Origin of the sequence: Photobacterium kagoshimensis (assembly GCF_050337045.1) — a bacterium.
Classification (GTDB): domain Bacteria; phylum Pseudomonadota; class Gammaproteobacteria; order Enterobacterales; family Vibrionaceae; genus Photobacterium; species Photobacterium kagoshimensis.
Genome location: NZ_JAKJSO010000009.1, coordinates 258209 through 284164 on the forward strand (window position 1 = coordinate 258209; position 25956 = coordinate 284164).

At 44.1% G+C, this 25956-nt stretch carries 26 protein-coding genes and 1 riboswitch; of the genes, 16 read left to right on the top strand and 10 right to left on the bottom strand.

Translation table 11 applies throughout. The features are described from left to right. Position 1: 1 nt before the first annotated feature. Genes L4C35_RS04525 through L4C35_RS04535 form a run of 3 tightly spaced genes read left to right on the top strand, consistent with a single transcriptional unit; the run spans position 2 to position 2744 of the window. The gene (locus L4C35_RS04525; RefSeq protein WP_428461749.1) at positions 2 to 229 is read left to right on the top strand and encodes a FeoA family protein; all 228 of its coding nucleotides are present in this window, start codon (positions 2 to 4) and stop codon (positions 227 to 229) included. Next, complete coding sequence (feoB, locus tag L4C35_RS04530) at positions 229 to 2505, top strand: Fe(2+) transporter permease subunit FeoB (RefSeq protein WP_428461750.1); 2277 nt, start codon at positions 229 to 231, stop codon at positions 2503 to 2505. Before L4C35_RS04525 ends, feoB begins: the two co-directional genes overlap by 1 nt. Next, on the top strand, positions 2502 to 2744 hold the full coding sequence (locus tag L4C35_RS04535) for a FeoC-like transcriptional regulator (RefSeq protein WP_428461751.1): 243 nt from the start codon (positions 2502 to 2504) through the stop codon (positions 2742 to 2744). The genes feoB and L4C35_RS04535 overlap by 4 nt, the downstream gene beginning before the upstream one ends. 78 nt (positions 2745 to 2822) lie before the next feature. Here the strand turns inward: L4C35_RS04535 and L4C35_RS04540 are convergent, their stop codons facing one another. Beyond that, positions 2823 to 3251 (bottom strand): HIT domain-containing protein, encoded by a 429-nt coding sequence (locus L4C35_RS04540; protein ID WP_428461752.1) that lies wholly within the window; start codon positions 3249 to 3251, stop codon positions 2823 to 2825. Between the two features lie 271 nt (positions 3252 to 3522). On the opposite strand from L4C35_RS04540, the gene L4C35_RS04545 reads away from it, so the two are divergent. Continuing rightward, on the top strand, positions 3523 to 4128 hold the full coding sequence (locus tag L4C35_RS04545; protein WP_428461753.1) for a DUF924 family protein: 606 nt from the start codon (positions 3523 to 3525) through the stop codon (positions 4126 to 4128). A 116-nt stretch (positions 4129 to 4244) separates the two neighbouring features. On the opposite strand, the gene L4C35_RS04550 is transcribed toward L4C35_RS04545, so the two are convergent. Both L4C35_RS04550 and argS read right to left on the bottom strand, forming a co-directional pair. Continuing rightward, a complete protein-coding gene (locus L4C35_RS04550; protein WP_428461754.1) occupies positions 4245 to 5264 on the bottom strand; it encodes a GGDEF domain-containing protein in 1020 nt (339 codons plus the stop codon). A 244-nt stretch (positions 5265 to 5508) separates the two neighbouring features. Further along, a complete protein-coding gene (gene argS, locus L4C35_RS04555; protein WP_428461755.1) occupies positions 5509 to 7239 on the bottom strand; it encodes an arginine--tRNA ligase in 1731 nt (576 codons plus the stop codon). Between the two features lie 417 nt (positions 7240 to 7656). On the opposite strand from argS, the gene L4C35_RS04560 reads away from it, so the two are divergent. Beyond that, positions 7657 to 8241: a VOC family protein gene (locus L4C35_RS04560; RefSeq protein ID WP_428461756.1), complete on the top strand. Its 585-nt coding sequence runs from the start codon at positions 7657 to 7659 to the stop codon at positions 8239 to 8241. A gap of 94 nt (positions 8242 to 8335) precedes the next feature. Here L4C35_RS04560 and purU read toward each other — a convergent pair whose 3' ends face one another. Continuing rightward, positions 8336 to 9169: a formyltetrahydrofolate deformylase gene (gene purU / locus L4C35_RS04565; protein WP_428461757.1), complete on the bottom strand. Its 834-nt coding sequence runs from the start codon at positions 9167 to 9169 to the stop codon at positions 8336 to 8338. A 182-nt stretch (positions 9170 to 9351) separates the two neighbouring features. Here purU and yoaA point away from each other — a divergent pair, with 182 nt between their 5' ends. The 7 genes from yoaA to rnd all read left to right on the top strand — a co-directional run bounded on the left by yoaA (position 9352) and on the right by rnd (position 17269). Beyond that, a complete protein-coding gene (gene yoaA / locus L4C35_RS04570) occupies positions 9352 to 11289 on the top strand; it encodes a DNA repair helicase YoaA (RefSeq protein ID WP_428461758.1) in 1938 nt (645 codons plus the stop codon). A gap of 20 nt (positions 11290 to 11309) precedes the next feature. Next, positions 11310 to 12011, top strand: a complete 702-nt coding sequence (gene tsaB / locus L4C35_RS04575) for a tRNA (adenosine(37)-N6)-threonylcarbamoyltransferase complex dimerization subunit type 1 TsaB (RefSeq protein WP_428461759.1) — start codon at positions 11310 to 11312, stop codon at positions 12009 to 12011. A gap of 34 nt (positions 12012 to 12045) precedes the next feature. Beyond that, positions 12046 to 12348, top strand: coding sequence for a hypothetical protein (locus L4C35_RS04580; RefSeq protein ID WP_428461760.1), 303 nt, complete (start codon positions 12046 to 12048; stop codon positions 12346 to 12348). A gap of 95 nt (positions 12349 to 12443) precedes the next feature. Continuing rightward, positions 12444 to 12992, top strand: coding sequence for a Slp family lipoprotein (locus tag L4C35_RS04585; RefSeq protein ID WP_428461761.1), 549 nt, complete (start codon positions 12444 to 12446; stop codon positions 12990 to 12992). 40 nt (positions 12993 to 13032) lie between these two features. Further along, positions 13033 to 13905: an alpha/beta fold hydrolase gene (locus L4C35_RS04590; protein ID WP_428461762.1), complete on the top strand. Its 873-nt coding sequence runs from the start codon at positions 13033 to 13035 to the stop codon at positions 13903 to 13905. Positions 13906 to 14176: 271 nt separating this feature from the next. Beyond that, a complete protein-coding gene (gene fadD, locus L4C35_RS04595; protein WP_428461763.1) occupies positions 14177 to 15865 on the top strand; it encodes a long-chain-fatty-acid--CoA ligase FadD in 1689 nt (562 codons plus the stop codon). A gap of 282 nt (positions 15866 to 16147) precedes the next feature. After that, positions 16148 to 17269, top strand: coding sequence for a ribonuclease D (gene rnd / locus L4C35_RS04600; RefSeq protein ID WP_428461764.1), 1122 nt, complete (start codon positions 16148 to 16150; stop codon positions 17267 to 17269). 68 nt (positions 17270 to 17337) lie between these two features. Here rnd and minE read toward each other — a convergent pair whose 3' ends face one another. Genes minE through minC form a run of 3 tightly spaced genes read right to left on the bottom strand, consistent with a single transcriptional unit; the run spans position 17338 to position 19097 of the window. Continuing rightward, complete coding sequence (gene minE, locus L4C35_RS04605; RefSeq protein WP_428461765.1) at positions 17338 to 17598, bottom strand: cell division topological specificity factor MinE; 261 nt, start codon at positions 17596 to 17598, stop codon at positions 17338 to 17340. Between the two features lie 2 nt (positions 17599 to 17600). Beyond that, positions 17601 to 18413: a septum site-determining protein MinD gene (minD, locus tag L4C35_RS04610; protein WP_428461766.1), complete on the bottom strand. Its 813-nt coding sequence runs from the start codon at positions 18411 to 18413 to the stop codon at positions 17601 to 17603. Between the two features lie 21 nt (positions 18414 to 18434). Continuing rightward, positions 18435 to 19097, bottom strand: coding sequence for a septum site-determining protein MinC (gene minC, locus L4C35_RS04615; protein ID WP_428461767.1), 663 nt, complete (start codon positions 19095 to 19097; stop codon positions 18435 to 18437). 223 nt (positions 19098 to 19320) lie between these two features. On the opposite strand from minC, the gene L4C35_RS04620 reads away from it, so the two are divergent. Both L4C35_RS04620 and L4C35_RS04625 read left to right on the top strand, forming a co-directional pair. Next, entirely contained in the window at positions 19321 to 19602 is a 282-nt protein-coding gene (locus L4C35_RS04620; protein WP_428461768.1) for a YcgL domain-containing protein, read from the top strand. 7 nt (positions 19603 to 19609) lie between these two features. Continuing rightward, positions 19610 to 20575, top strand: coding sequence for a lytic murein transglycosylase (locus L4C35_RS04625; protein WP_428461769.1), 966 nt, complete (start codon positions 19610 to 19612; stop codon positions 20573 to 20575). A 388-nt stretch (positions 20576 to 20963) separates the two neighbouring features. Here L4C35_RS04625 and L4C35_RS04630 read toward each other — a convergent pair whose 3' ends face one another. Next, a complete protein-coding gene (locus L4C35_RS04630) occupies positions 20964 to 21365 on the bottom strand; it encodes an H-NS family histone-like protein (RefSeq protein ID WP_428461770.1) in 402 nt (133 codons plus the stop codon). A gap of 369 nt (positions 21366 to 21734) precedes the next feature. After that, positions 21735 to 21917, top strand: a riboswitch (Lysine riboswitch). A gap of 93 nt (positions 21918 to 22010) precedes the next feature. On the opposite strand from L4C35_RS04630, the gene L4C35_RS04635 reads away from it, so the two are divergent. Next, positions 22011 to 23606, top strand: a complete 1596-nt coding sequence (locus L4C35_RS04635; protein ID WP_428461771.1) for a Na+/H+ antiporter NhaC family protein — start codon at positions 22011 to 22013, stop codon at positions 23604 to 23606. 239 nt (positions 23607 to 23845) lie between these two features. Then, entirely contained in the window at positions 23846 to 24424 is a 579-nt protein-coding gene (locus L4C35_RS04640; protein WP_428461772.1) for a thymidine kinase, read from the top strand. Positions 24425 to 24542: 118 nt separating this feature from the next. Here the strand turns inward: L4C35_RS04640 and hisIE are convergent, their stop codons facing one another. Together hisIE and hisF are read right to left on the bottom strand one after the other, a co-directional pair. Then, complete coding sequence (gene hisIE / locus L4C35_RS04645) at positions 24543 to 25184, bottom strand: bifunctional phosphoribosyl-AMP cyclohydrolase/phosphoribosyl-ATP diphosphatase HisIE (protein ID WP_428461773.1); 642 nt, start codon at positions 25182 to 25184, stop codon at positions 24543 to 24545. After that, positions 25181 to 25954, bottom strand: a complete 774-nt coding sequence (gene hisF, locus L4C35_RS04650; protein ID WP_428461774.1) for an imidazole glycerol phosphate synthase subunit HisF — start codon at positions 25952 to 25954, stop codon at positions 25181 to 25183. Before hisF ends, hisIE begins: the two co-directional genes overlap by 4 nt. Between the last annotated feature and the right edge of the window lie 2 nt (positions 25955 to 25956).

Genomic DNA, 25956 nt, shown 5'->3' on the forward strand with positions numbered 1-25956 from the left:
CATGAAGCTGTCGGAAATGGCATGTGGTGTGGGTGCGGTAGTGACTAATTTATCCGATCTACCAGCAGCTACGCGTAAAAAGCTAATGGTAATGGGTGTACTACCAAATACTGAAATTTCTGTTGTGCGTATTGCACCAATGGGAGATCCACTGCAGGTTCGTGTTCGTGGTGTTGATATTGCACTGCGTAAGCAAATTGCCGCCAATATTGATGTGGAGGTACGCTAATGCAATACAATATTCTTACTGTCGGTAATCCAAACAGTGGTAAAACAACATTGTTTAACGGTTTAACGGGCGCTAAACAGCAAGTTGGTAACTGGGCGGGTGTGACGGTTGAAAAGAAAACCGGTAACTACCAATGTTCTGGTGATGATTTTGCGCTAACCGATTTACCGGGTATTTATAACCTTGATAGTGCGAATGATGCCAATAGCCTCGATGAAGCGATTGCATCGCGTGCCATTTTGACATCGCCTGCCGATGTGATCATCAATGTCGTTGATGCATCAAGCCTTGAACGTAGTCTTTATATGACCCTACAGCTACGTGAACTTGGCCGCCCTATGGTTGTTGTCCTTAATAAAATGGACGTCCTACAACGCCAACGTCAGGTGCTGGATGTTAAAGCGTTAGAAAAGGCATTAGGTTGCCCTGTATTTACGTTATCAGCAAACAACCAACAGCAAGTTGCAGAGTTTAAAATGAAACTGCACAAAATGCTGACCCAAGGTGTGGCTGTTAAAGATATCACTCTACATTATGGCGATGTGTTTGAAGCCGCTATAAAAGAGCTAGTCCCATTATTTGCAAGTGCTGAGGTGAATGCTCGCTCACAGGCTATTCGCGTCTTAGAAAATGATACGCTGATCATTAATCGTTTATCTGAATCTGATAAGAACACAGCATGTAATATTCGCAATAAAGTGGCGGTTGAAGTTGATCCTGACATTCAAGTGGCTGACGTACGTTACACATTCTTGCACCAACTTTGTCAGCAAGTACGTCGCCAAGAAGGCAAATTAAGCCGCAGTGTCAGTGATAAAATTGATAGCGTGCTACTGCATCGTGCATTTGGTATCCCATTCTTCTTCGTTGTTATGTACCTAATGTTCATGTTCTCTATTAACATTGGTAGTGCATTTATCGACTTCTTCGATATCAGCGTTGGCGCCTTGCTGGTCGATGGCGGTCATTACCTACTTGATGGTCACTTACCTGTTTGGCTGGTAACTGTTATTGCGGATGGTATCGGCGGTGGTATTCAAACAGTTGCAACCTTTATTCCTGTTATTGCTTGTCTGTACTTGTTCCTCGCGCTATTAGAGAGCTCGGGTTACATGGCGCGTGCAGCGTTTGTACTCGATAAAGTGATGCAGAAAGTTGGCTTGCCGGGTAAAGCATTTGTTCCTCTGGTACTGGGCTTTGGTTGTAACGTGCCCGCTATTATGGCGACACGTACGCTAGAGCAAGAGCGTGAACGTAAACTGGCGGCAGCAATGGCACCGTTTATGTCATGTGGTGCACGTTTACCTGTGTATGCGTTATTTGCCGCAGCTTTCTTCCCAGAGAGCGGTCAGAACGTGGTATTTGCTTTGTACCTACTGGGTATCTTTGCTGCTGTGCTGACAGGCTTGATTTTGCGTAATACGCTTTATCCTGGTACAAGCGATAGCTTTATCATGGAAATGCCAGATTATGAATTACCAACTATGCGTAACGTTGGTATTAAAACGTGGCAGAAATTGAAAAAATTCGTACTGGGTGCGGGTAAAACAATCGTAGTGGTTGTCGCGTTCTTAAGCTTCTTCAACTCATTAGGTACTGATGGCACTTTCGGTAACGAAGATACTGAAGTTTCTGTACTCTCGAAAGCCGCTCAAATCGTAACACCGGTACTTGCCCCTATTGGTGTGAAAGAAGATAACTGGCCTGCTACTGTCGGCATCATTACGGGTATCTTTGCAAAAGAAGCGGTAGTCGGTACGTTGAACAGCCTATATGCGCCATCTTCTGATGATGACGGTGAAGAATATGACTTAGTGGCGAGCTTACAAGAAGCGGTTGGCAGTATTGGTGCGAACTTATCAGACTTAAGTTACAGCGATCCATTGGGCATTACGGTTGGTGAACTAAACGATTTAGATGCAGTAGCAGAAGAGCAAGAAGTTGACGCTTCTGTATTTGGTAATATTCAAGCGCACTTTGTTAGTTCTGCCGCGGCAATGGCTTACTTAATCTTCATCCTGCTTTACACGCCATGTGCAGCAGCAATGGGGGCTTATGTGCGTGAGTTCGGTCAGAAGTTCTCACTGTTTATTGCTGGCTGGACTATGCTGTTGGCTTACACATTTGCATCTGTGTTCTACCAAGTGGCACACTTCTCTGATCACCCAACAAGCAGTATGTTGTGGATTGCGTTCTTCGTCGCAATCAATGCCGGCTTGCTGGTACTGTTCAAGCGAGAAGGTAAGAAACAACAAGCTGAGATCCTTGCATTATGATTTTACAGCAGCTGAAAAACTATATTGAGCAACACGGCCGTACTCGTCGTACTGACTTAGCTAACCATTTTGGTATGAGCGAAGACGGTGTTGATGCCATGCTTTCTGTCTGGGTACAGAAGGGGAAAATGGGTAAAGAGTTGATTGGGTGTGATACCGATGGCTGTTGCCAAGGGGCAAAAGAAATATGGTATCGACAGCTGCAAGACAACGAACTATCAGTGACAGTTATGCGATAAGTTTAGTGTTTTAGCAATCTTAACGATAAAAAGGCAACCGAGAGGTTGCCTTTTTTGATCTGTTGCGCTGCCTTGGTATTAGCCAGCAACGAAGCCATCTATGCTACTGAGTTCTGCACGTAACTCCTCAGCTAACGCAAGCTGTAATGCCTCGCTACGCTGCGTACCATCTGTGTTTCCCCATACAGGGCCTGGCCATGCAATATCATTTTCAAAGCGAGCAATGTGGTGAACATGAAGCTGTGGCACTAGGTTACCCAAAGCTCCAACGTTGATTTTATCGGCTTTATAATCATTTTCGAGTAAAGTCGCCACCGCGCTTGATTCGTTAATGAGCTGATATTGTTCGCTTTGTTCTAGATGGTGGATCTCTCGTAAATCATTTTTTCGTGGTACAAGGATCAGCCAAGGCCCTAGCGCTTCCTTTGATAGCAGAACGCGGCAAAGGGGGAGGTCACCCAAAACTGTGGTATCTGTCGCTAAACGAGGATGAAGCATGAAATTCATTGTAAATATTCCTATAGAGTACAGCGCTGCTCACAGGCTACTAGATTGAGTATTTTCAAACATTCGCACTGCGCTATTCTGACAGTGAAGCTACGAATAAGTATAAAAATGGAAACGTTTTATGATGTAGTTAAGCATCTAACGGCTAACCACATAATATCGCATCATTTTTGTTATACAACGACGTAACGGTAATACCAATGCCATTAATTAACCCGTAAGAATGATTTGCTAATTAAAGGGATTGGTATATTAAGAATGGAGAAGATAGATGGCTACAGAATATCAAGCCATACTCGATTATTGGTTCGGGGACATAGACGGTGAGGTAACGACAACCAATAAAGGCGCATTGTGGTTCCAAGGGGGCGTTGAAGTTGATCAATACATTACTGACAATTTTTTGCCTTTGGTCAGTAAAGCAAGCACGGGTGAATTAAGCTATTGGGCTCAAGAACCCAAGGGGGCATTAGCCTTAATTATTTTATTGGATCAATTTAGCCGTAATATTTATCGTGGGTTGAGTGCGGCATTTCGCAATGACGCATTGGCACTTGCTATTTGTAAGCGGGGGCTAGCCCAGAATATTGATCAGCAACTCTCTCCGATTGAGCGTGTTTTCTTTTATTTACCGTTAGAGCATTCTGAGATACTCGATGATCAAGAAGAGTGTGTTTTTCGTTTTGATCAGCTTCGTCAGCTTGTATCTGTAGATAATAGACCGATGTTTGATGGTTTCTATGATTATGCGACCAAGCATTTTGACGTTGTAAAAACATTTGGTCGTTTTCCGCATCGTAATGCGGCACATGGTCGATTATCTACCACTGAAGAACTTGCTTGGTTACATGACGGTGGTCAGCGTTTTGGGCAATAACTCAATTGATGGTACAAAAGTTATAGAGAATGGTTGGTGTCGAGCTATTTGGTGCTAATTGAAAAGGTCAGTACTACTGACCTTTTGGTCTGTCTTCTATCGCCAATGTGCAGCTGTTAATTGAGAGGCAAAACGCGATTTCTTCCCAGTTTCTTCGCATCATTTAAGAATTGATCGGCCCGACGAATAACCTCTTCTACCGTTTCTGTTCTATTTCTTTCAGCAATACCAAACGATGCTGTTATGGTATTAATTCGCTCTCCGTTACGACGATCAAGTACCGAAATTCTTTCAATACTGCGGCGCAGTGTTTCGGCGTGTTGACGGGCAGAGCTGTGGTTTTTGTTGACTAATAGGATGGCAAACTCTTCGCCACCAAAACGATACGCTTGCATTTGTTCACGGCAGCTTTCTTTTAAACGGCGTGATACGGCTTTTAGGACTTGATCGCCAAGCTGGTGGCCATAGGTATCATTGAAGGTTTTAAATTTATCAATATCGAGCATGATCAGCGCAAAAGGAATATTTTTCTGCTGTAGGCTCGCCATATCACGATCGAAAGCTCGGCGGTTAAATATATCGGTCAAGGCGTCTTGGTTGGCTTCTTTTTGGCTTTCTTGGAGTGCTTCACGTAGCGTAGCAATCTCTTGTTGGGCGGTATTGAGCTGGTTTTTAAATGCGCCGGCAGAGAGCTGAATATTGCGTGATTCTTTAATTAAACTGCGCACTAAGCCCATGGTCTCTTCGAGAGAAAGCCCTTCTCGCTCAGCTGATTCTAGCTGAGTGAAGCCTTTATCTAGATGTAACTGAAATGATTCGGTTTCGGTTAAGGTATCTGTCATTGAATGAGAAACCTCATGCATCATCAGTGCCAAGCTTTGTTTGAGCTGTGAAATGTCATGTACCGCTTTGCTCGCAATATGCTGATGATATAGCTCTTCGCAGGCTGTAGGCGTACAGTGGCCTTGCGATGCTATTTCACCATCAATCGCTTGATTAAGCAGAGGTGACTCCTGAGATACATAGGTGTACCACAAGGCATAGTTGGCCGGGTTGGTTGGGACCTTGTGTTTGATCATCAAAGGTACTGTTTGTTTCAGTATTTCCGTTGATTTCACAAAGTTATCTTTGTTCATAGCCTACATTCCATAAATCTGCAGCGGTCAGTTATACACTCACTTATCGGCATTATTCGCGCCTGTTGCATTTATAGTATTGCGTGAATGGGCTATGAAGCCTCATTAGTACGAGGTACGTTTGTGTACCAAAGTTGACTATTATGCCTAGAGTGTTATTGGTCTATTTGCGAGGCAAATAAAAAAGCCTTCTAAGGATAACTCAGAAGGCTTAATTTGTTTAGTACAACGTGGTACTAAATGATTACATACGCTCTAGCGTTTCGATACCAAGTAGGTCTAGACCTTGCTTAATCGTTTTCGAGGTAAGAAGTGCAAGTTTCAAACGGCTTTGTTTCACGTCTTCTTCTGCGTTCAGAATTGGACATGCTTCGTAGAAGCTTGAGAATTTACCCGCTAGTTCGAATAGGTAAGTACACATTAGGTGCGGTTGACCTTCACGAGCAACGTTTAGCACTGCTTCTTCAAATTGTAGCAGCGTAGATAGTAGTGCTTGTTCTTTCTCATCGTTGATCACAACAGGGTGAGTTAGGTCTGCTACTTCTACGTTTGCACGTTTGAAGATTGAAGATACACGTGTGTAAGCGTACTGCATGTATGGTGCAGTGTTGCCTTCAAACGCTAGCATATTGTCCCAATCGAAGATGTAGTCAGTTGTGCGGTGCTTAGAAAGATCCGCGTACTTAACTGCAGCCATAGCAACAGTGTTAGCGATAGTCGCTTTCTCTTCTGCATCTAGCTCTGGGTTTTTCTCTTCAATCAGTTTCGCTGCACGTAGCTCCGCTTCATCAAGAAGATCGGCTAGACGAACTGTGCCGCCTGCACGTGTTTTGAATGGACGACCGTCTTTACCTAGCATCATACCGAATGCGTGGTGCTCTAGCGTTACGTTTTCAGGTAGGTAACCTGCTTTACGTACGATAGACCATGCTTGCATTAAGTGTTGGTGTTGACGTGAATCGATGAAGTAAAGCACGCGATCGGCGTTTAGTTCTTCGTAACGGTATTTAGCACAAGCGATATCGGTTGTGGTGTATAGGAAACCGCCATCACGCTTCTGGATGATCACACCCATAGGTTCGCCGTCTTTGTTTTTGTATTCATCTAGGAATACAACTTGTGCACCGTCACTTTCTACGGCTAGACCTTTTTCTTTAAGATCAGCAACAATACCTGGAAGCATGTGGTTGTACATAGACTCACCCATTACGTCATCACGAGTCAGTGATACGTTTAGGCGGTCGTAGTTACGTTGGTTTTGAACCATAGTAACGTCAACCAGTTTTTTCCACATTTCAGCACAGTATTCGTCACCGCCTTGTAGTTTCACTACGTAGCCACGTGCACGTGCTGCAAATTCTTCGTCTTCGTCGTATAGTTTCTTAGATTCACGGTAGAAGGCTTCAAGATCTGAAAGTTCCATTGAAACTTCACCAGATTCTTTTTGTACGCGCTCAAGGTTTGCGATAAGCATACCGAACTGTGTACCCCAGTCACCAATGTGGTTAGCACGAGTAACATTGTGGCCTAAGAATTCCAGTGTACGTACAACCGCATCACCGATGATAGTTGAACGTAGGTGACCTACGTGCATTTCTTTTGCTACGTTTGGTGCAGAGTAGTCAACAACGATGTTTTGCTGTGCTTCAGCGGCAACGCCAATGCGATCATCTTTTAGTGCTTCTTCAGCACGCTCAGCAAGCCATGTTTTGCTTAGGAAAATGTTGATGAAACCTGGGCCAGCAATTTCAACTTTCTCTGCGATACCATCTAGCTCTAGGGCATCAATTACTTTTTGTGCGAACTCGCGTGGGTTAGTACCCAGTTTTTTCGCTACACCCATAACACCGTTAGCTTGGTAGTCACCAAATTGTGCTTTCGCTGATTGGCGAACGGCTGCTGGGCTTCCAGCTGGTGCGCCAGCGGCTTCTAGAGCCTGAGAAACCTTGTCATTAATTAGTGCTTGAATGTTCACGCGCTTATCCTTCAAATCGTTTGGACGCCAGATACCGATAATCTAGCGTTGCAAGAACGTCACTGTGCTCGAGATCATATACCGTCAAAAATAGTCACGGCACCGAATGCAAAGGGTTAATATCCCTAGGAAATTGGCTTGCGTGAGTATTTTTGACGGGCTAGTGTTGCTTTCAGAAAAGAAAGTCTTCGAACACAGAGTCTTAATACCCTAATAATACCCACAAATTGAGGTGTTTTGGCAACCCATAAAGTGTATTGTTTGCGATTTTTTTTTCGCTTTGAGTACAGGGTGAAAATTATGCATCAAGTAAGATGGAATAAGGTCTGTAGCGGCAAAGGTTATCCTTTCGTCTATCGTGAAAACATGGATAATTATGCGCTTGCTAATAAATATAAAAACAACGGGAGAAAAAACATGCAAAAGCTCTTTGATGCGGGGTTACACCCAGAGCAAATGTTGGCACAGCTACCAGCGTTTATGACCAAAATTACAGATTTTGCCACGGCGCTAGGTGTCGATCTTTCGCCGTATCAAGCCGATCATATTGCGTTGCGAGTTAATGACAGCGACTTGGCAAAAGAACTACACCAGGCATGGCTAGCTTATGGCGAAGAATGGTCAAATAATGAGATAAATGGTCGTCCTATTATCGTCATCGGGTTTACTCAGCCATTAGCGGTAGCTGGCTGGACAATTGAAGCTCTGGAGTTGCCATACCCTAGCGACAAAGTTTACCCGCAGCAGGGCTGGGAGCATGTGGAATTTGTTATTCCGTCAAGTGTGTCGACCACGGATGAATTAAAAGCATCATTAGATCAGCAATTACCAACATTGGCCTGGGATGCGTTAGCGGAGCAAGGTATTAAGGTGAAGGCGAGTTCGCCATCAGGTGAGCATGAGCGCTTAGCTAACCCGACCTATGCCTTTAAGCACGACAATATTTGTATCAAACTTCACCCGTGTAGCTTGAAAGCTGTTATCGATAGTGAATCTGAATAATTCGCTAGCCCAAACAAGAAAGGCGTACAGAGTCGTACGCCTTTTGTGTATTGGTCGCTAATTTAGCGTCATGAAGCTTGCTGAGCAGTGGCCGTTACAGAATCACAGTACGATTTCCCAACACAAATACACGATCGTCGAGTACTAATCCTAACGCTTTACTTAATACTGACTTTTCAACATCACGGCCTGAGCGTGCCATGTCATCGGCGCTGAAATTGTGATCAACTGGGATGACATTTTGCGTAATGATTGGCCCTTCATCGAGATCGTTTGTTACAAAGTGCGCTGTAGCACCGATGATTTTTACCCCTCGTTCATAGGCCTGTAAGTAGGGCTTAGCACCAATAAAAGCAGGTAAGAAACTGTGATGGATATTGATGATTTTATGGGGGAGGGTCGCGACAAAATCGGGCGTTAAAATACGCATGTATTTAGCGAGCACCACATAATCGGGTTGATATTGGTTAATCACTGTCAATAGCGCCGCTTCGTGTTCTTCTCGGCTAATGCCTTCGTGGCTGATGTGGTGGAACGGGATATCAAATTTTTCTGTTAGCCCTTGTAGCGTATCGTAGTTACTGACCACTGCGGTAATTTCAACATCTAAGCTACCATCAAAGGCTTTGACTAAGATATCGCCAAGGCAATGTGCTTCTTTGGTGACCATAATCACGATGCGCTTTCTTGCTGAACTGATCAACTGACGGTGGCTGCCTTGCGGTAAAGCCTGGTCAAGATCGAGCAAGAAGGTCTCATCATTGAATACCCCTTCTAATTCAGTTCGCATAAAAAACTGGCGATTAGGGTTATCGACAAACTCATTATTGTGAATAATATTCAGCTGATGTTTGTAACAAATGTTGGTAATTTTCGAAATTAAACCGATAGCATCGGGACTGTCGGTGAGTAACGTTTTCTTTTCCATTGTCTTCCTTGAATATTTATTTTAATAATCCTCTCTCTTTATTACTCGCTATTGTTTGTGTGGTCAAAGGCTTTCCGTCTACGATCTTATCGATTGAAGGCTTCTTGCTGTAATTAATCATGGTCGCTCGTGGTGAATATTGGCATAATGGCGCGTTATCTACTGTATAAATAACCAATACTATGATTGAGAAGTTTTTTGCTGCAGGCGGTGCGTTAGACAAGGCGATCCCTGGGTTTCAGGCTCGCCAGCCTCAAATTGATATGGCGAAAGCGGTCGACAGTGCTATCAATGAACAGACTCAGCTAGTCGTTGAGGCTGGAACGGGTACAGGTAAGACATTTGCGTACGTAGTTCCAGCTTTGGTGCGTGGTAAAAAAACCATCATAAGTACAGGCTCTAAAAACTTACAGGAACAGCTTTTTCACCGTGATTTGCCGCTTATGGCCGACGCGTTAGGGTTTACTGGGCGTGTTTCTTTACTGAAAGGGCGAAGCAACTACCTGTGCCATGATCGCCTAAGCCGCCAGATCACCGAAAGCCATGGTCAGTATGCCGATCCTAGCTTGCTTACCCAGCTTGTGAAGATTCGCACCTGGTCATCAGCCACCAAAACTGGCGACTTAGGTGAATGTGAAACCATTGCCGAAGATAGCCCAGTGATCCCGATGATCACTTCCAATAACGATAACTGCTTAGGACGAGAGTGTCCTTCGTACGACGATTGCTTCGTGGTAAAAGCGCGTCGTAAAGCGATGGAAGCCGATATTGTGGTGGTGAACCATCACTTATTCCTTGCCGATTTGGCCATTAAAGAAACAGGGTTTGGTGAACTGATCCCTGAAGCGGAAGTGTTCATCTTTGATGAAGCCCATCAAATGCCGGATATTGCCAGCCAGTATTTTGGTCAGAGCTTATCGAGCCGTCAGATCCAAGAACTCGCCAAAGACATTGAAATTGGTTATCGCACCGAAGCTAAAGACATGCGTCAATTGCAAAAAATGGCGGATCGTTTATCACAGGCGGCCGCGGAAATGCGCATTGTGCTGGGTGAACCCGGTTTTCGCGGTAACTGGCGTGACGCATCAAGTAACCCTGCGATTCAACGAGAACTCGTGCGCTTGAGTGATGCGTTAGAGCTGGCACATGAAGTGTTAAAGCTAGCGCTCGGACGTAGCCAATTACTGGACGCGGCTTTTGAACGAGCAACGCTGTTAAAGGCCCGATTAGAACGCTTGGCTGATACATCGATTACTGGCTACTCCTACTGGTATGAATGTACCCCTCGCCATTTTAGTTTAAATATTACGCCGTTATCAGTAGCCGATAAATTCCGCGAACAAATGCAGCAACAGCAAGGCGCGTGGATCTTTACCTCAGCCACGTTGGCGGTTGATGATGACTTTGGTCACTTTAGTCACCGTTTGGGGCTTGAGCCTAAACAGCAATTTTCATTAGAAAGCCCATTTGATTACGCATCGCAAGCGCTGCTCTGTGTACCTCGTTTTCTGCCTGAGCCAAACAGCTTTGGTATTGCTGATAAGCTGGTGGAAATGTTGGCGCCAATTATCGAGCATAACCAAGGTCGTTGTTTCTTTTTGTGCACCTCTCATCAAATGGTACGAGACTTAGCTGAAGGCTTTAGAGCGGTACTAGATATTCCCGTTCTCGTTCAGGGTGAAACGACCAAGCAGCGCCTATTAGCGGAATATTTGGAACGCGGTAATGCGCTATTAGTTGCCACAGGCGCCTTCTGGGAAGGAATTGATGTTAGAGGGCAAGCCCTTAGCTGTGTTATTATCGACAAATTACCTTTTACTGCACCGGATGATCCGTTGCTAAAAGCGCGTATTGAAGATTGTCGTTTACGTGGCGGCGATCCTTTTGCGCAGGTCCAAATTCCTGATGCTGTTATCACCTTAAAACAAGGAGTGGGTCGTCTGATCCGTGATAAAAAAGATAAAGGCGTATTAGTGATTTGTGACAACCGATTAGTTACCCGCCCGTATGGCGCGGTATTTCTACGAAGCTTACCGTCAATCCCGCGTACACGCGATGTGGCTGGCGTTGGGCAGTTCCTGAGTGCAATCAACGATCTTGATTGTACCGAAGTTAAGTAATTTAGCATTCAGAGGCTTGAATGAGCACCAAAATCCTAGCGGTTGATACCGCAACCGAGAACTGTTCTGTTGCCCTTATGGTGGGTGATGAGGTGATTTCACGCTGTGAGTATGCACCGCGCGAGCACACCACAAAAATCTTACCTATGGTCGACGAAGTGTTAGCCGAAGGTGGCGTTACGCTTAAGCAGCTCGATGCACTCGCATTTGGCCGTGGCCCTGGTAGCTTTACGGGTGTACGTATTGGTATTGGTATTGCCCAAGGCCTAGCTTTCGGCGCAGATCTACCTATGATCGGTGTATCAACATTGGCCGCGATGGCGCAAGGCACTTACCGTACTCACCAAGCAGAGCGTGTACTTACCGCAATTGATGCGCGTATGGGTGAATTGTACTGGGGTCAATATGCTCGCCAAGCGAATGGTGATTGGTTAGTGCAAGGTGAAGAGCTGGTGATTGCGCCGGCTGATCTATTAGCTAACTTTGAAGCGCAGAAAGGTAAATGGTTAACGGCTGGTACAGGTTGGGCGGAATATGCTGAACCTCTTGCACAGTTGGATGTCGAAACTGAACAAGGCACAATCCTTTACCCTGATTCTCAAGATATGGTTGTGCTGGCTAACTTTGCCTTGGCACGTGGTGAAGCTGTGGAAGCTGAACATGCTAGCCCAGTGTACCTTCGTGATAAAGTAACGTGGAAAAAATTGCCTGGTCGTGAGTAATCACGGCTAGCAAGCGAGGGATAACTCTACAGCTATGGTTTCTATTCATCGTTTACCACCATCGATAAACCCGCAGCAAAAGCCGCGGGTTTCAAAAACACCTACCTTACAGCCAGCAACTGAACCAACGGCCGTATCAAAAGCCGTCGCCAAAGGTGTGGCTCCATCGGTGCCTTCTGCTGAGCAGTCAGCGTTGATTCAAGAAGCGCACAGCCATATTCAATACGACCAACCCGATGGTAAACACCGTGACGCGGTATCATCGTATTTGAATGTCATGCATCAAAATAAACGCGACGAGCTCTCAGCCATGATAGGGGTTGATATCTATGCTTAAATACGTGGCCTAACGGCTACAGCTAGGTAATCGTTTGCTTAATTTTATGAGCTGTAATGGTGAGCGTATAATGAACAATTGTTATGGAGAAACGCATGTTTAAAAAGCTATTTCTTGGGGGAGTCTTAGTCTTTATGGTAGGCTGCGCGAGCTTGCCAGAGACATTAAAAACGCAAACTGAAGATCCTATTATGGATCTTGTGAGCATTATTGATGATCCCGAGGGTGCGCAGGGACAAGAAGTTCGTTTAGGCGGTATAATTGCCTCGGTAACCAATGAAAAAGAACGCACGCGTTTGGAAATTGCGAGTTTACCGCTGACTTCTGACGGTCGCCCACGGATTGATTCAAAGCCCGTTGGACGTTTCGTCGCTTATGTTCCCGGTTTTCTTGAGCCATTAGAATATGCGCCCGATCGTTTAGTGACTGTCGTGGGGCGTTTAACGGGGAAAGAAGACGGTAAAGTCGGCGAGCATGACTATGTGTTTCCTGTCGTTGCGGCGACGGGTAATCAAATTTGGCGGGTGAAACAAGAAATCCGCATGGATGACTTTGATTCGTACCATAGCTGCTTTGGTTCGCGTTGCTCTTACTTCGGCTTTGGTACCACACGAGGTGAGGTTTATCATCGCGTGACCAAATAGTGTGAATGAGTGCTGAATAACCCTTGGCTTGAGATACGTAATGAAAGAAACGGCTTTTTTGCTTGCTGAGCGTCAACTCGCAGCCATAACGGCGAATGACAGTTATGCCGAAAAGCCGATAATGTTAATGCTTCATGGTTGGCAAGATAATGCCGCCAGCTTTAGCCCCCTATTTCCGCAGTTGCAAGACCACTATCGCCTGTACGCGCTAGATTGGCCGGGACACGGTTATTCAGAGCGAAGAGATGCCGATAACTACTATCACTTCTTTGATTATGTTGATGACTTGCATCAAGTTGTATCACAACTAAAAACACAACAAGTGTATTTGGTTGGGCATTCGTTAGGTGCGTTAGTTGCCTCTGCATACTGCGCGGCTTTTCCTGAGAACGTGGCAGGTTTAGTGCTTATTGAAGGTTTATCACCTTTGTATGAAGCCCCAGAGAACACGGTGCAACGATTACGTAATGGCGTATTAAGTCGTCAGCGATATCGTCAGCGAAGTCAGAAAAAAGCACGTCGGAAAATGATCTCGTTCGATCAGGCGTTAACGTTGCGTTGTCAGGTTAACCAACTGAGTGAAGCGTTATTATTGCCGATCGTTAAGCGTGGGGTCGAGCGTGTAGAAGATGGATACTATTGGCGACACGATGAGCGTTTACGGTGCGATTCTTTATACCGTATTGCACAAGAACATGCGCAAGCAATCATGTCGGCGATAACGTGTCCGGTTTTGTCTATTGTGGGTGAGCACGGTTTTCCGCGCCTACAACAGAGAGCATCGGAATTAGACTGGGTGAAAAATATTCAACAGCAGCAAGTGGAAGGGGGGCATCATTGTCATCTCGAAAGTCCACAAGCGGTCTGTGATGCAATAGTGGCGTTTACGTCAAAAATTGGCATTCAGGTCTAATCAGTGAGTGTTAATCATATGTTAGTTATGCTGTAATGTGCTTATAAAGCATTGTTTGAATTATACCTATGCCCGTAATTCTATGGTCATGATGTTATTCTGGAAGAATAGCTCAGAGTCAAATCCTACTTTGTCATCAGCGTGCTGGAGATAGAATCTAGGGATGAACGACGAGTCAATTACCTCACACCATGAACGGATTATTGTGGAATAGATAGTTTCTTTACAGCAAATTCAATAGGCATCATCGCCAAGAAACAGGAGAGTGCAAGTGGATAAGGTTTGGCTTAACCGCTATCCGGAAGATGTACCGGCAGAAATAACCCCCGATCAATACCCATCGTTAGTTGAGATGTTTGAACAATCGGTTCAAAAATATGCTGATCAAACAGCGTTCATCAACATGGGTCAGGTGATGACCTTCCGTAAATTGGAAGAACGTAGCCGTGCGTTTGCCGCATATTTACAAAATGAGCTAAAACTTAAAAAAGGCGATCGCGTCGCTGTGATGATGCCGAACTTGTTGCAATATCCTATTGCTCTGTTTGGTATTTTACGTGCAGGTTGTGTAGTGGTGAATGTAAACCCACTTTATACTCCACGTGAACTTGAGCACCAGTTGAATGACTCAGGTGCGAAAAGCATCGTTATTGTGTCTAACTTCGCTCATACGCTTGAAAGTGTCGTGAAGAATACGGGTGTTAAACACGTTATTTTAACCCGTCTAGGTGATCAGCTTTCACGCCCTAAAGGCACTTTGGTTAACTTTGTTGTTAAATACATCAAAAAGATGGTGCCAAAATACGATCTACCACATGCGATCTCTTTACGATCTGCGTTAAGCAAAGGTCGTCGTATGCAGTATGTGAAGCCATTTATGGCGGGTGATGATATTGCCTTCCTGCAGTACACGGGTGGTACGACAGGTGTCGCTAAAGGTGCCATGCTAACGCACCGTAATATGCTTGCGAATGTGATGCAGGCAAAAGCTGCCTATGGCCCAGTATTAACCGAAGGACGTGAGCTAATTGTTACGGCTTTACCGCTGTACCATGTGTTTGCTTTAACGGTTAACTGCTTGTTGTTTATCGAGATGGGCGGTCAAAGTTTGTTGATCACTAACCCGCGTGATATTCCGACTTTTGTTAAAGAGCTACAGCGCTATTCATTTACTGCCATTACTGGTGTAAACACACTTTTCAATGCGCTACTTAACCATGCTGATTTCAGCAAACTGGATTTCAGCAACCTGCGTCTTTCGGTTGGCGGTGGCATGGCTGTACAGCGTGCTGTTGCAGAGAAGTGGAAAGCAACGACAGGTAATTACTTACTTGAAGGTTACGGCCTTACCGAGTGTTCTCCACTGGTGGCTGCATATCCATACGATCTGGTTGATTACAACGGTTCTATTGGTCTGCCTGTACCATCAACAGAAGTCCGTCTTATTGATGACGAAGGCAATGTTGTAGGTAACGATCAAGTGGGTGAACTACAAGTGCGTGGCCCACAGGTGATGAAAGGTTACTGGCAGCGTCCTGAAGACACGAGTGATATTTTATCTGAAGACGGTTGGCTATCAACGGGCGATATCGTGCGTTTCGATGAAGACGGCTTTTTGCATATTGTCGACCGTAAGAAAGACATGATCTTAGTCTCTGGTTTTAATGTTTACCCGAATGAGATCGAAGATGTTGTCGCACTTCACGGTAAGGTATTAGAAGTTGCCGCCATTGGTATGCCGCACGAAGTCTCAGGTGAAGTGGTAAAAGTCTGTGTAGTTAAGCGCGATTCAACGCTAACGCGTGATGATTTGTTGGCACACTGTCGCGAACATTTAACAGGGTATAAAATTCCGAAAATTGTTGAATTCCGCGATGAGCTGCCAAAGACCAATGTGGGTAAAATCTTGCGCCGCGCACTGCGTGAAGAGCAAGATGCAGCGGCGAAGCAAGAAGCGTAAACTAGCCCTCAGCTACTTCGATGGCCTTCGCCTTCGAGGGGGATAATGGGTTACAATATCTGAAAGTATTAAAGTGCTGGCTTTGGCTGGCACTTTTGCTTTTTACTGCTGTGGTGAATACCAATTGAAGAATGCTCTCACACCGAGCTTGAGTCGCACTTAGTGGCTTGGTAAAGAGGCGGTGAGATGATTTTTCAATTCGGTATTTTCGTGCGGCATCTCTTTATTTATAACCATAACTACATAGTGCACTTGTCATAAATAGTGCCAAAAAGGTTTGCTGTGAAATTTGAAATCATAACGACAACAGAGCGGTTAACAACAGTATGTGAACAGGCCGCGACTCAGCAATATGTCATGCTAGATACTGAGTTTGTCCGTACGCGTACACTTTATCCTAAATTGGGTTTAGTACAGCTTTTTGATGGCACGACTCTGTCGCTTATCGATCCCATTGCTATCGAAGATATGGAGCCGCTATGGGCACTGTTACGGGACCAATCGGTAACGAAAGTCCTACATGCTTGTGGCGAAGATTTAGAAGTATTTCAACATTATGCGGGCTGCTTACCTGTGCCTATGTTAGATACTCAGTTAATGGCTGCGTTCTTGGGGCATGGAATATCAACGGGTTTTGGTGCATTAGTTAGTGAATACGTTGGCGTTGATCTTGAAAAAGGTGAAGCACGTACTAACTGGATGGCCCGCCCATTAACTGACAAGCAGCTCGACTACGCGGCGGCGGATGTTTACTACTTACAACCCTTGTTTGAAACCCTATTAGCCAAAGTGCAAGAGAAGGGAAGAGTCGAGGCGTTGGAAGATGAGTGCGCGAGCCTAATGCTAAAGCGTACTAAGCAGACAGATCCTGATAAAGCCTATCTTGATATTAAGAATGCGTGGCAGCTGAACCCTCAGCAGCTGGCTGTGCTACAAAAGCTAGCGAAGTGGCGGGTGCTTGAAGCGCGTAAACGCGACCTTGCTCTTAATTTTGTGGTGAAAGAATTGAGTCTTTGGAAGGTTGCGCGCTATAGCATTAAATCAAAAGCTATGATGCTACGTGAAGAGTTTGATGAGCGTGAAGTACAGCGTCATGCTGGGCGTTTAGTGAAAATGGTGTTTGACGCTGAAGATATGAACCCAGCCGACTACCCAGAAAAAATCGTTCGTCTGGTCGACTTAAGTGGCTATAAACAGCTAGTTAAGAAAATCAAAGATGAAGTCACTAAAGTTGAAGCTGAAACTGGCCTTGCTTCTGAGTTCTTAGCATCTAAAAAACAAATTAATCAGCTTATTTCGTGGGCATGGAAAAATGAACGCCCGCAAGACAAAAAGCCTGAAATGCTAAAAACATGGCGTCAGCCTTTATTTGAAGCGCGGGTATTACCTTTGTTAGATCGTTAACGTTCTTATAGTTAGCGAGATACAAAAAAAGCCACTGTTTTTAAGCAGTGGCTTTTTTAATCGCAGACTTATTTGTCTTCTGGCAGTGTCACGTTGAGCTCTAAAACTGAAAGATCTTCTTCTTTCTGATCTAGATTAACGCTGACCTGCTCAGGGCTGATCTGCACATATTTACGGATCACTTCCAGAATATCTTGCTTCAGCTGTGGAATGTAGCTGGGCGTAGATTGGCTGGCAGAGCGACGTTCAGCAACGATGATTTGTAGACGCTCTTTCGCTACATTCGCTGTTTTAGTTTTCTTTGGGCGGAAAAACTCTAGCAATGCCATTATCAGCCTCCAAATAGACGTTTAAGGAAGCCTTTTTTCTCTTCCTCTAAGAAACGGAATGGGCGTTCCTCGCCCATTAGACGAGCGACGGTATCAGCGTAAGCTTGTCCTGCATCAGATTCTTTATCAAAGATGACAGGTTCACCTTTATTTGATGCGTTAAGTACAGCTTGTGACTCAGGGATAACACCAAGTAGTGGGATGTGTAGAATTTCTTCTACATCTTCAACACTCAGCATTTCACCTTGAACAACGCGTGCTGGGTTGTAACGCGTTAGCAGTAAGTGTGTCTTTACTGGCTCTTCTGCTTTCTCTGCTCGACGAGACTTTGAATCTAGAATGCCCAGAATACGGTCTGAATCGCGCACAGACGATACTTCAGGGTTGGTTGTTACAATGGCTTCATCTGCAAAGTACAATGCCATGAGCGCGCCAGTTTCAATGCCAGCAGGCGAGTCACAAATAATAAATTCGAAACCCATTTCAGCCATGTCGTTAAACACGCGCTCAACGCCTTCACGGCTTAGCGCATCTTTATCACGCGTTTGAGAGGCGGGCAGAACATATAAATTATCTACACGCTTATCTTTAATTAGTGCTTGGTTTAAGTTTGCTTCGCCATTGATCACATTGACAAAATCATAAACAACACGACGCTCGCAACCCATAATCAAGTCTAGATTACGTAAGCCAATATCAAAATCGATAACCGCTGTTTTTTTGCCGCTTACAGCTAAACCTGATGCAATTGCTGCGCTTGATGTTGTTTTACCAACGCCACCTTTACCAGAGGTAACAACGATAATACGAGCCATTCATTAATTCCTTATAAAACGTTATAGAGCGAGAGGCTCTATGTTTAAATTATTTTCAGCTAGTGAGATAACGACACCCTTACCCCAGAACTCATCTTTTATTTTGTCACTTAGCCAAAAGTTGCCGTCGATAGACACAAGTTCAGGCTGAAGGTTTTGACAGAAAATACGAGCTTGTTTTTGCCCATTAGCACCAGCAATAGCGCGACCGCGTAAAACGCCATACACATGGATACAGCCGTCAGCAATAATTTCTGCGCCTGCACTTACATTACTCATAACCACCAAATCACAATTTTTTGCGTAAATTTGTTGGCCAGAGCGTACTGGCGTGCGAACAATCCGTGTTGGCTCCATAACAGGCTTGTTAGTTTTTACTTGCTTGGCGGCATTCATAACCGCTAATCCTGCTTCTTTAGCAAGGCTTTGCATTTTTTCGTCTTTACAGCCACTGATACCGACAGGAATCATTCCAGCTTCAGTGATGCCTGCTTTCAGCTGTTTGAAGTCTATATTAGTACCCGCATTTGAAATATCTATCACAATAGGGGCGGCAGCAAAAAAATTCGGCGCCTGATCAACTTTTTCTTTGAGGTGGTCAGTTGCCTGCTGGATGTCTTCATTACTCAGATGAAGCGCTGAGAGCGTGAATGAGCTCCCTTTTAGTTCTGCCTGTTTGGTCATAGTCTTTTTTACTGACTGAAGCGAAATTAGCCGTTCAGATACGTTATCACATAGGTATATGCATGTTATATTCCAAACTGTTTATCGGCAAGCTATCCTTGCTCTAGCGTTGTAAATTCAGACAAAGCTCTCATCTGGTCAGTAAAAAGATTCCTTCTGGTGGGGAATGAAATCTAACTTATAAGGTCAGATGTTATTAAGAGCGTAACTAACAGGTAGCAAAATGTTTTGTTCAATCTATAAAAGTCCAAAGAAAGAAAATACGTATCTATATGTTATTAAGAAGGACGACTTCTCAGCGGTACCTGAAACGTTACTCGCAACATTTGGTACACCACAACTGGTTATGGTGGTGAAGTTAGCGGGTGATCGCAAATTAGCGGGCGCGGATATCGAAAAAGTGAAATCAGATTTAGCCACTGTCGGTTTTTATTTACAATTACCACCTCCAGTGACTAATTTATTAGATGAATACAAAGCAGCCAAGGCGGCTATAAAGTCTTAAGGTTTATATGTATAAGCGTTTGATTTCGGTCTTAGTGGCCATTGGAATAGGAACATCCACCGCAGCTTTTGCAGATGAAGGATTTGATAGATACGTTGAAAGCTTAAAAACGGAGGCAAAAGAGTCGGGGATTAGCGACAACACTATTGCCGCTGCTTTTGACGGAATCACTTTTACCGAACGCGCTGTTAAAGCCGATAAGAATCAGCCAGAGAAAAAACTCACCCTGGATGAGTATATTCCACGTGCTGTGCCAGATTGGAAAGTTAAGCAAGCGAATCAGCTTTACCAAAAGCATAGAAAAACGCTTGAAGCTATAGGGGCAAAATATGGTGTTCAGCCGCGTTTTATTGTTGCACTTTGGGGGGTGGAAAGTAATTTCGGCCGTTTAATGGGTAATTATAATGTGGTCGAAGCACTTTCAACCTTGGCTTATGAAGGACGTCGTGAAGCATTTTTCCGCAAACAAGTGATGGCGGCTTTACAAATTTTAGATGAAGGTCATATCACAGCTAAAGATATGAAAGGTTCGTGGGCTGGTGCTATGGGGCAACCTCAGTTTATGCCGACGTCTTTTTTAACTTTTGCCGTTGATGGCAATAATGACGGACGAGTAGATATTTGGAATACCCAAGCCGATGTCTTTGCGTCTGCCGCTAATTATCTGAGTAAGTCTGGTTGGGATGATGCCTATACTTGGGGGCGACAGGTTAGCATACCGAACGTACCTGAAAGCCTAAAAGGCGTGCAATTAGACAAAGCGAAAACATTATCTGAGTGGCAAGATTTAGGTGTACGTAAGTTAGATGGTAGTGCTTTACCAAATGTTGATATTGATGCTTGGTTGATACAGCCAGATGATCAACATGGCCGTGCTTATCTCATTTATGGTAATTATCAAACCTTGCTTAAATGGAATCGTTCTCATTATTTCGCGCTTGCTGTAAGCCATTTAGCTGACCGCATTCGTTAAGAATATTGTGTATATACTTGAAAGCCAGAGCCCGTTGCTCTGGCTTTTTTGTTATGTTTATCAATAGCGTGAGCGGGTTCACTAAGTTGAAGTTCATTTCGAAAAAATACGTATTAGGGATAGCTTTTAAGATGATTATCATCAATTCGAATTGAAACTTGTATCGGTAGAACATTCATCTTGGATGGGTTATTGCATTAATAATCGAGTTAACAATACTTTCCCCCTACATTTTTAACGAGCCGAGCAGCTAATTGCAATTCTTTTGAGCTTGGCGGTGGTGGGGAATTAGGTGATAGAGGGGGAGGACTTGAGAGAAAGCGAACATATTGGATCCTCAGACATAAAAAAACCCAGACAATGCTGGGCTTTTATCAAGAATAAGAAATTAAATTTCGAATTCTTCTAGAGAGCGACCTTGGTCTAGTGCAGTTTTAAGTGCTGAAGGTGTACGGCCTTGACCTGTCCATGTTTTTTCTTCGCCGTTTTCGTCAACGAATTTATATTTAGCAGGACGTGCAGCACGTTTTGCTTTTGGCGCTTTAGCACCAGCTAGAGAACCCAATAGTTCTTCTGGGTCGATACCGTCTGCTAGAAGCATTTCACGGTATTGGTTTAGTTTCTCTGTGCGTTCTTTTTCTTTTGCAATTTCTTCAGCTTCAGATTCTTCACGCTCAGCAACGACTGTTTGAAGTTTCTCAAGACCTTCTTGAAGTTGCTCTAGAGTATATTCACGAGCAAGAGCGCGAAGGCTACGTAGGTTTAATAGTGCTTTTAATGCGTCAGACATTTTTTATTTCCTGTTCATTTAAACTGGCTTGAAATAAGAATAGCAGTCAAGTGTTAATAAATGCAATAGTAATACTTCATCTCTAATTTGCCAAACAAATTATTAATTAAAGTTATTAATAATTATTAATTTTAGGTTTTTTACGCTTTTTAGTAATTAGTTTTATGTTGTTTTAAAGTAAATGTGACCCAGCTATAAAATTGAATGAATAATAGAGGAAATTCCAAACATGGCACTATTACTTACAAAACACGCCATGGGGTTGTTCGTTTTTTGAGCTTGATGGTAAAATTATTCACTGTTTATGTTAAAAAATGCACGCTAACTTATTGCATCTTTGGTTTGATTCCGTAGAATGGTTTGTACCTTCTAAAGGGTAGAGGTGCATTGTCTATAAGTAATTTGCTGGAGGTGATTCCGTTGATAGCAAATGAAAGGAGCCAATGCCGAAGTGAGAAAGGGCTGTCAAACCTTCTTGCTGGGGTTGTCATCGAATAGGGTCAACACTGCCATAGTATATAATTACATTAACTATGGAGCGCTACTGTGGGGTCAGGGAGTTTTCTACTCTCTATATAGGCATCTCATCATGGCACACTTGTGTCAGCAGTAGATCTCCAACCAGGATCGGTTGTAGTAGAGATCATGAATATTGTAGATTTTTCAAATTCCTCCATTTCGTTATTGCCCCCATTGGTGGCATTAGGTTTAGCGATTTTAACGCGTCGCGTTTTACTTTCGCTTGGTATGGGTGTTGCCCTAGGTGCACTATTACTAACAGACTTTTCATTCACACATTCAGCAAGTTACATTGGAACAACGGTTAAAGGTTTATTCATCGATGATGGTGCAATAAATAGCTGGAATATGAGCATTGTTGCTTTCCTTATCTTATTAGGAATGACAACCGCATTGTTAACCTTGTCGGGCGGTACGCGTGCTTTTGCCGAATGGGCGCAAACACGCATTAAGACTAAACGTGGTTCTAAGCTTCTTGCTGCATTTTTAGGCGTATTCATTTTTGTAGACGACTATTTTAATAGCCTAGCTGTGGGGGCAATTGCTCGTCCTGTCACTGATCGTTACTATGTTTCACGTGCGAAGCTGGCTTATATCCTTGATTCTACAGCAGCGCCTATGTGTGTTCTTATGCCAGCATCAAGCTGGGGGGCATACATTATTACGATTATCGGTGGTATTTTAGTTTCACACGGTGTTACTGAATATTCAGCATTAAGCGCATTTATGCAATTAGCACCAATGAATTTTTATGCTGTCTTTGCTTTGCTGATGGTGTTTGTTGTGTCTTGGTTCCAAATTGATGTGGGTCCAATGCTTAAACATGAATTAGAAGCGAGCCGTGGTCATGGTTTTGATGAGGGTGATGACGATAAGAAAGCGAAAGACCTTAATGATGAATTAGAAATTGAAGAAAGTACCAATGGCCGTGTTTCGGATTTGGTACTGCCTATTATTGCACTGATTGTGGCAACCTTCTTCTTTTTGATCTTTACAGGCTACCAAGCACTTGCAGCAGACGGTATTGCATTTAACTTATTAGGTGCATTTGAAAATACCGATGTGGGCGCATCGTTATGCTACGGTGGTGCTATCGGTCTGATTTTTGCGTTAATTCCTGTTATCCGTCAACGTATTCCAGCCTCAGATGTCGCGAGCACTTTATGGATTGGTGCTAAATCTATGTTTGGTGCAATTCTTATTCTGTTATTCGCTTGGAGTATTGGTAGCGTAATCGGCGATATGGAGACAGGTAAATACCTTTCTACATTGGTTCAAGGTAATGTAAACCCAATGCTACTGCCTGTTATCTTATTTGCGCTTGCTGGTGTGATGGCATTCTCGACGGGGACCTCTTGGGGGACGTTTGGCATTATGCTGCCAATTGCAGGTGATTTGGCTGGAGCAACAGATATTGCGCTTATGCTACCAATGTTAGCCGCTGTATTAGCGGGGTCTGTATTTGGTGATCACTGTTCTCCAATTTCAGATACAACGATCTTGTCTTCAACGGGGGCGCGTTGTCACCACATTGATCACGTACAAACTCAGTTACCATATTCACTTTCAGTTGCTCTGGTTGCCGCAGTTGGTTTCCTTGTTCTTGGCTTTACTGATTCTCTAGCGGTTTCTTTCCTTGCTGCTACATTAGCCTTCATTGTGGTTTGTGCAGTGTTAGGTTGGCTATCTCGCCGCCGTTTATCATCGCCAGTGAATGTGTAGTATTAGATTTCAGTGATAAGGTGTCAGTTGTCATTAAGTACAGCTAACAGTTTGATTAATTAAAAACCAGCACAGTGATGTGCTGTTTTTTTTTGCACAATATTTTGCTTAGCTAATGAATGGCATTGGCCTAAAGTCGCAAAAACTTATGTCTATCGGCGAGTGTTACTTTAATTGTGATCATATTTTATGTAGCATCTCGCCCGCACTTTCTTTACCCAGATGACTAGGGAAGCCTCATGGCCCAGATGTACTTTTATTACTCTGCGATGAACGCAGGTAAATCGACCACGTTACTTCAATCTTCATTTAATTATCGCGAACGTGGTATGACCCCCGTTATTTTCACTGCGGCAATTGATGATCGTTTTGGTAAAGGAAAAGTAACATCGCGTATTGGTTTGCAAGAAGAAGCTGAGCTTTTTACCAGCGATGATAACTTATTTGATCGCATTGCGACGATTCATGATGGTCAGCGTATCGACTGTGTATTGATTGATGAATGCCAATTTTTGAGTAAAGAACAAGTATATCAATTAACCGAAGTCGTCGATAAATTACATATACCTGTATTATGCTATGGTTTGCGTAGTGATTTTCGTGGTGAGTTATTTGAAGGTAGTCGCTACTTATTATCTTGGGCTGATAAATTGGTTGAGTTAAAAACAATTTGCCACTGTGGCCGTAAAGCCAATATGGTGATTCGCCAAGATGAAACCGGTCGTGCAATTGCCGATGGCGATCAAGTGGTTATTGGTGGCAATGATCGCTATGTATCTGTATGCCGTAGACACTATAAAGAAGCGTTAGGCCGTTAATCACTTCAGATGACATGATTTAATAAAAAGCCCGCAACAGACTCCCAATCGTTGGACGTCATTTAGTTGCGGGCTTTTTGCTATTTAATATTCAAAGGTGCGTTTATCTTCATTTTTGTTACTTATTGTGGCGCTCTTCTAAACGTTTAGTAATGTCTGCCAGTGATAAACCTTGGTCTTGCAACAATACAATTAAGTGATAAAGCAAATCAGCAGATTCATTGACTAACTCCGCTTTGTCACCCGACGTTGCCGCAAGCGCGACTTCAACGCCTTCTTCGCCCACTTTTTGCGAAATACGTTTGGTGCCACGGGCGTATAAACTGGCAGTGTAAGACGACTCGGGATCACTATCTTTACGACTTGCCAAGACCTGCTCAAGTTGATGAAGAAACACCAAAGCAGGCTGCTCTGCGGGTATGCCATTTTTATTATCAAAGCACGTTTGTGTTCCTAAGTGGCAGGTTGGGCCCACAGGATTCACTTTTACCAATAGGGTATCTTGGTCGCAATCGAGATCGATGCTCTTGAGCTCAAGTACGTTGCCTGATGTTTCCCCTTTAGTCCATAAGCGTGATTTAGTGCGAGACCAGAAGGTAACTTGGCTTGTTTCTAGTGTTTTAGCGAGGGCTTCAGTATTCATGTACCCCAGCATGAGCACTTGGCCGCTGGTGTTATCTTGTACGATAGCCGGAATTAATCCGTCGACTTTTTCCCAATTAATTGCGTTATTTAAATCTAACGTCGAGGCTGCATTCATAGTCGGATCTCCACTGCTTGTTCTTTAAGGTACTGCTTCAGCTCGCCAATATTGATGATTTGTTTGTGAAAGACTGAAGCGGCAAGTGCGCCATCTACGTTGGCTTGCTTGAAAGCATCGGCAAAGTGCACCATTTCACCCGCGCCGCCAGAGGCGATTAATGGCACTTTACAAACCTCACGCACCATGTTGAGTTGTGTAAGATCATAGCCATTACGAACGCCATCTTGGTTCATCATGTTCAACACGATTTCACCCGCGCCGCGGCGTTGCACCTCTTGTACCCAGTCACGGGTTTCCCACTGGGTGGCTTTGGTACGTTTTTCATCACCAGTAAATTGGTACACCTGGTATTTATCGGTTTCGGCATCAAAGTAAGAATCAATCCCGACCACGATACATTGCACCCCAAATTTATCGGCAAGTTCAGTGATCAATTCAGGTTTAGCGAGTGCGGGGGAGTTAATCGATACTTTATCGGCACCGAATTGTAATATACGGCTGGCATCATCAGCTGATTTGATCCCACCAGCGACACAGAATGGAATATCAATGACTTCGGCCACGCGTGCCACCCAGCTTTTATCGACCACTCGACCATCGCTAGATGCGGTAATATCATAAAAGACCAACTCATCGGCGCCTTCTTCAGCATAGCGTTTGGCGAGGGGCACTATGTCGCCAATGATTTCGTGATTACGAAACTGCACCCCTTTCACCACTTGGCCATCACGTACATCTAAACAAGGTACGATACGTTTTGCTAGCATGT

Excerpts from the sequence above, each read along its gene's own strand:
- L4C35_RS04560 (WP_428461756.1), top strand. The coding sequence starts at position 7,657 with ATGCAAAAGCTCTTTGATGCGGGGTTACACCCAGAGCAAATGTTGGCA.
- minD (WP_428461766.1), bottom strand. The coding sequence starts at position 18,413 with ATGGCTCGTATTATCGTTGTTACCTCTGGTAAAGGTGGCGTTGGTAAA.
- L4C35_RS04525 (WP_428461749.1), top strand. The coding sequence starts at position 2 with ATGAAGCTGTCGGAAATGGCATGTGGTGTGGGTGCGGTAGTGACTAAT.
- L4C35_RS04630 (WP_428461770.1), bottom strand. The coding sequence starts at position 21,365 with ATGTCTGACGCATTAAAAGCACTATTAAACCTACGTAGCCTTCGCGCT.
- L4C35_RS04580 (WP_428461760.1), top strand. The coding sequence starts at position 12,046 with ATGGTTTCTATTCATCGTTTACCACCATCGATAAACCCGCAGCAAAAG.
- purU (WP_428461757.1), bottom strand. The coding sequence starts at position 9,169 with ATGGAAAAGAAAACGTTACTCACCGACAGTCCCGATGCTATCGGTTTA.
- minE (WP_428461765.1), bottom strand. The coding sequence starts at position 17,598 with ATGGCATTGCTAGAGTTTTTCCGCCCAAAGAAAACTAAAACAGCGAAT.
- L4C35_RS04590 (WP_428461762.1), top strand. The coding sequence starts at position 13,033 with ATGAAAGAAACGGCTTTTTTGCTTGCTGAGCGTCAACTCGCAGCCATA.
- tsaB (WP_428461759.1), top strand. The coding sequence starts at position 11,310 with ATGAGCACCAAAATCCTAGCGGTTGATACCGCAACCGAGAACTGTTCT.
- L4C35_RS04545 (WP_428461753.1), top strand. The coding sequence starts at position 3,523 with ATGGCTACAGAATATCAAGCCATACTCGATTATTGGTTCGGGGACATA.
- L4C35_RS04585 (WP_428461761.1), top strand. The coding sequence starts at position 12,444 with ATGTTTAAAAAGCTATTTCTTGGGGGAGTCTTAGTCTTTATGGTAGGC.
- L4C35_RS04535 (WP_428461751.1), top strand. The coding sequence starts at position 2,502 with ATGATTTTACAGCAGCTGAAAAACTATATTGAGCAACACGGCCGTACT.
- L4C35_RS04620 (WP_428461768.1), top strand. The coding sequence starts at position 19,321 with ATGTTTTGTTCAATCTATAAAAGTCCAAAGAAAGAAAATACGTATCTA.
- L4C35_RS04635 (WP_428461771.1), top strand. The coding sequence starts at position 22,011 with ATGAATATTGTAGATTTTTCAAATTCCTCCATTTCGTTATTGCCCCCA.
- hisF (WP_428461774.1), bottom strand. The coding sequence starts at position 25,954 with ATGCTAGCAAAACGTATCGTACCTTGTTTAGATGTACGTGATGGCCAA.
- feoB (WP_428461750.1), top strand. The coding sequence starts at position 229 with ATGCAATACAATATTCTTACTGTCGGTAATCCAAACAGTGGTAAAACA.
- L4C35_RS04550 (WP_428461754.1), bottom strand. The coding sequence starts at position 5,264 with ATGAACAAAGATAACTTTGTGAAATCAACGGAAATACTGAAACAAACA.
- yoaA (WP_428461758.1), top strand. The coding sequence starts at position 9,352 with ATGATTGAGAAGTTTTTTGCTGCAGGCGGTGCGTTAGACAAGGCGATC.
- hisIE (WP_428461773.1), bottom strand. The coding sequence starts at position 25,184 with ATGAATGCAGCCTCGACGTTAGATTTAAATAACGCAATTAATTGGGAA.
- L4C35_RS04640 (WP_428461772.1), top strand. The coding sequence starts at position 23,846 with ATGGCCCAGATGTACTTTTATTACTCTGCGATGAACGCAGGTAAATCG.
- minC (WP_428461767.1), bottom strand. The coding sequence starts at position 19,097 with ATGACCAAACAGGCAGAACTAAAAGGGAGCTCATTCACGCTCTCAGCG.
- L4C35_RS04540 (WP_428461752.1), bottom strand. The coding sequence starts at position 3,251 with ATGAATTTCATGCTTCATCCTCGTTTAGCGACAGATACCACAGTTTTG.
- L4C35_RS04625 (WP_428461769.1), top strand. The coding sequence starts at position 19,610 with ATGTATAAGCGTTTGATTTCGGTCTTAGTGGCCATTGGAATAGGAACA.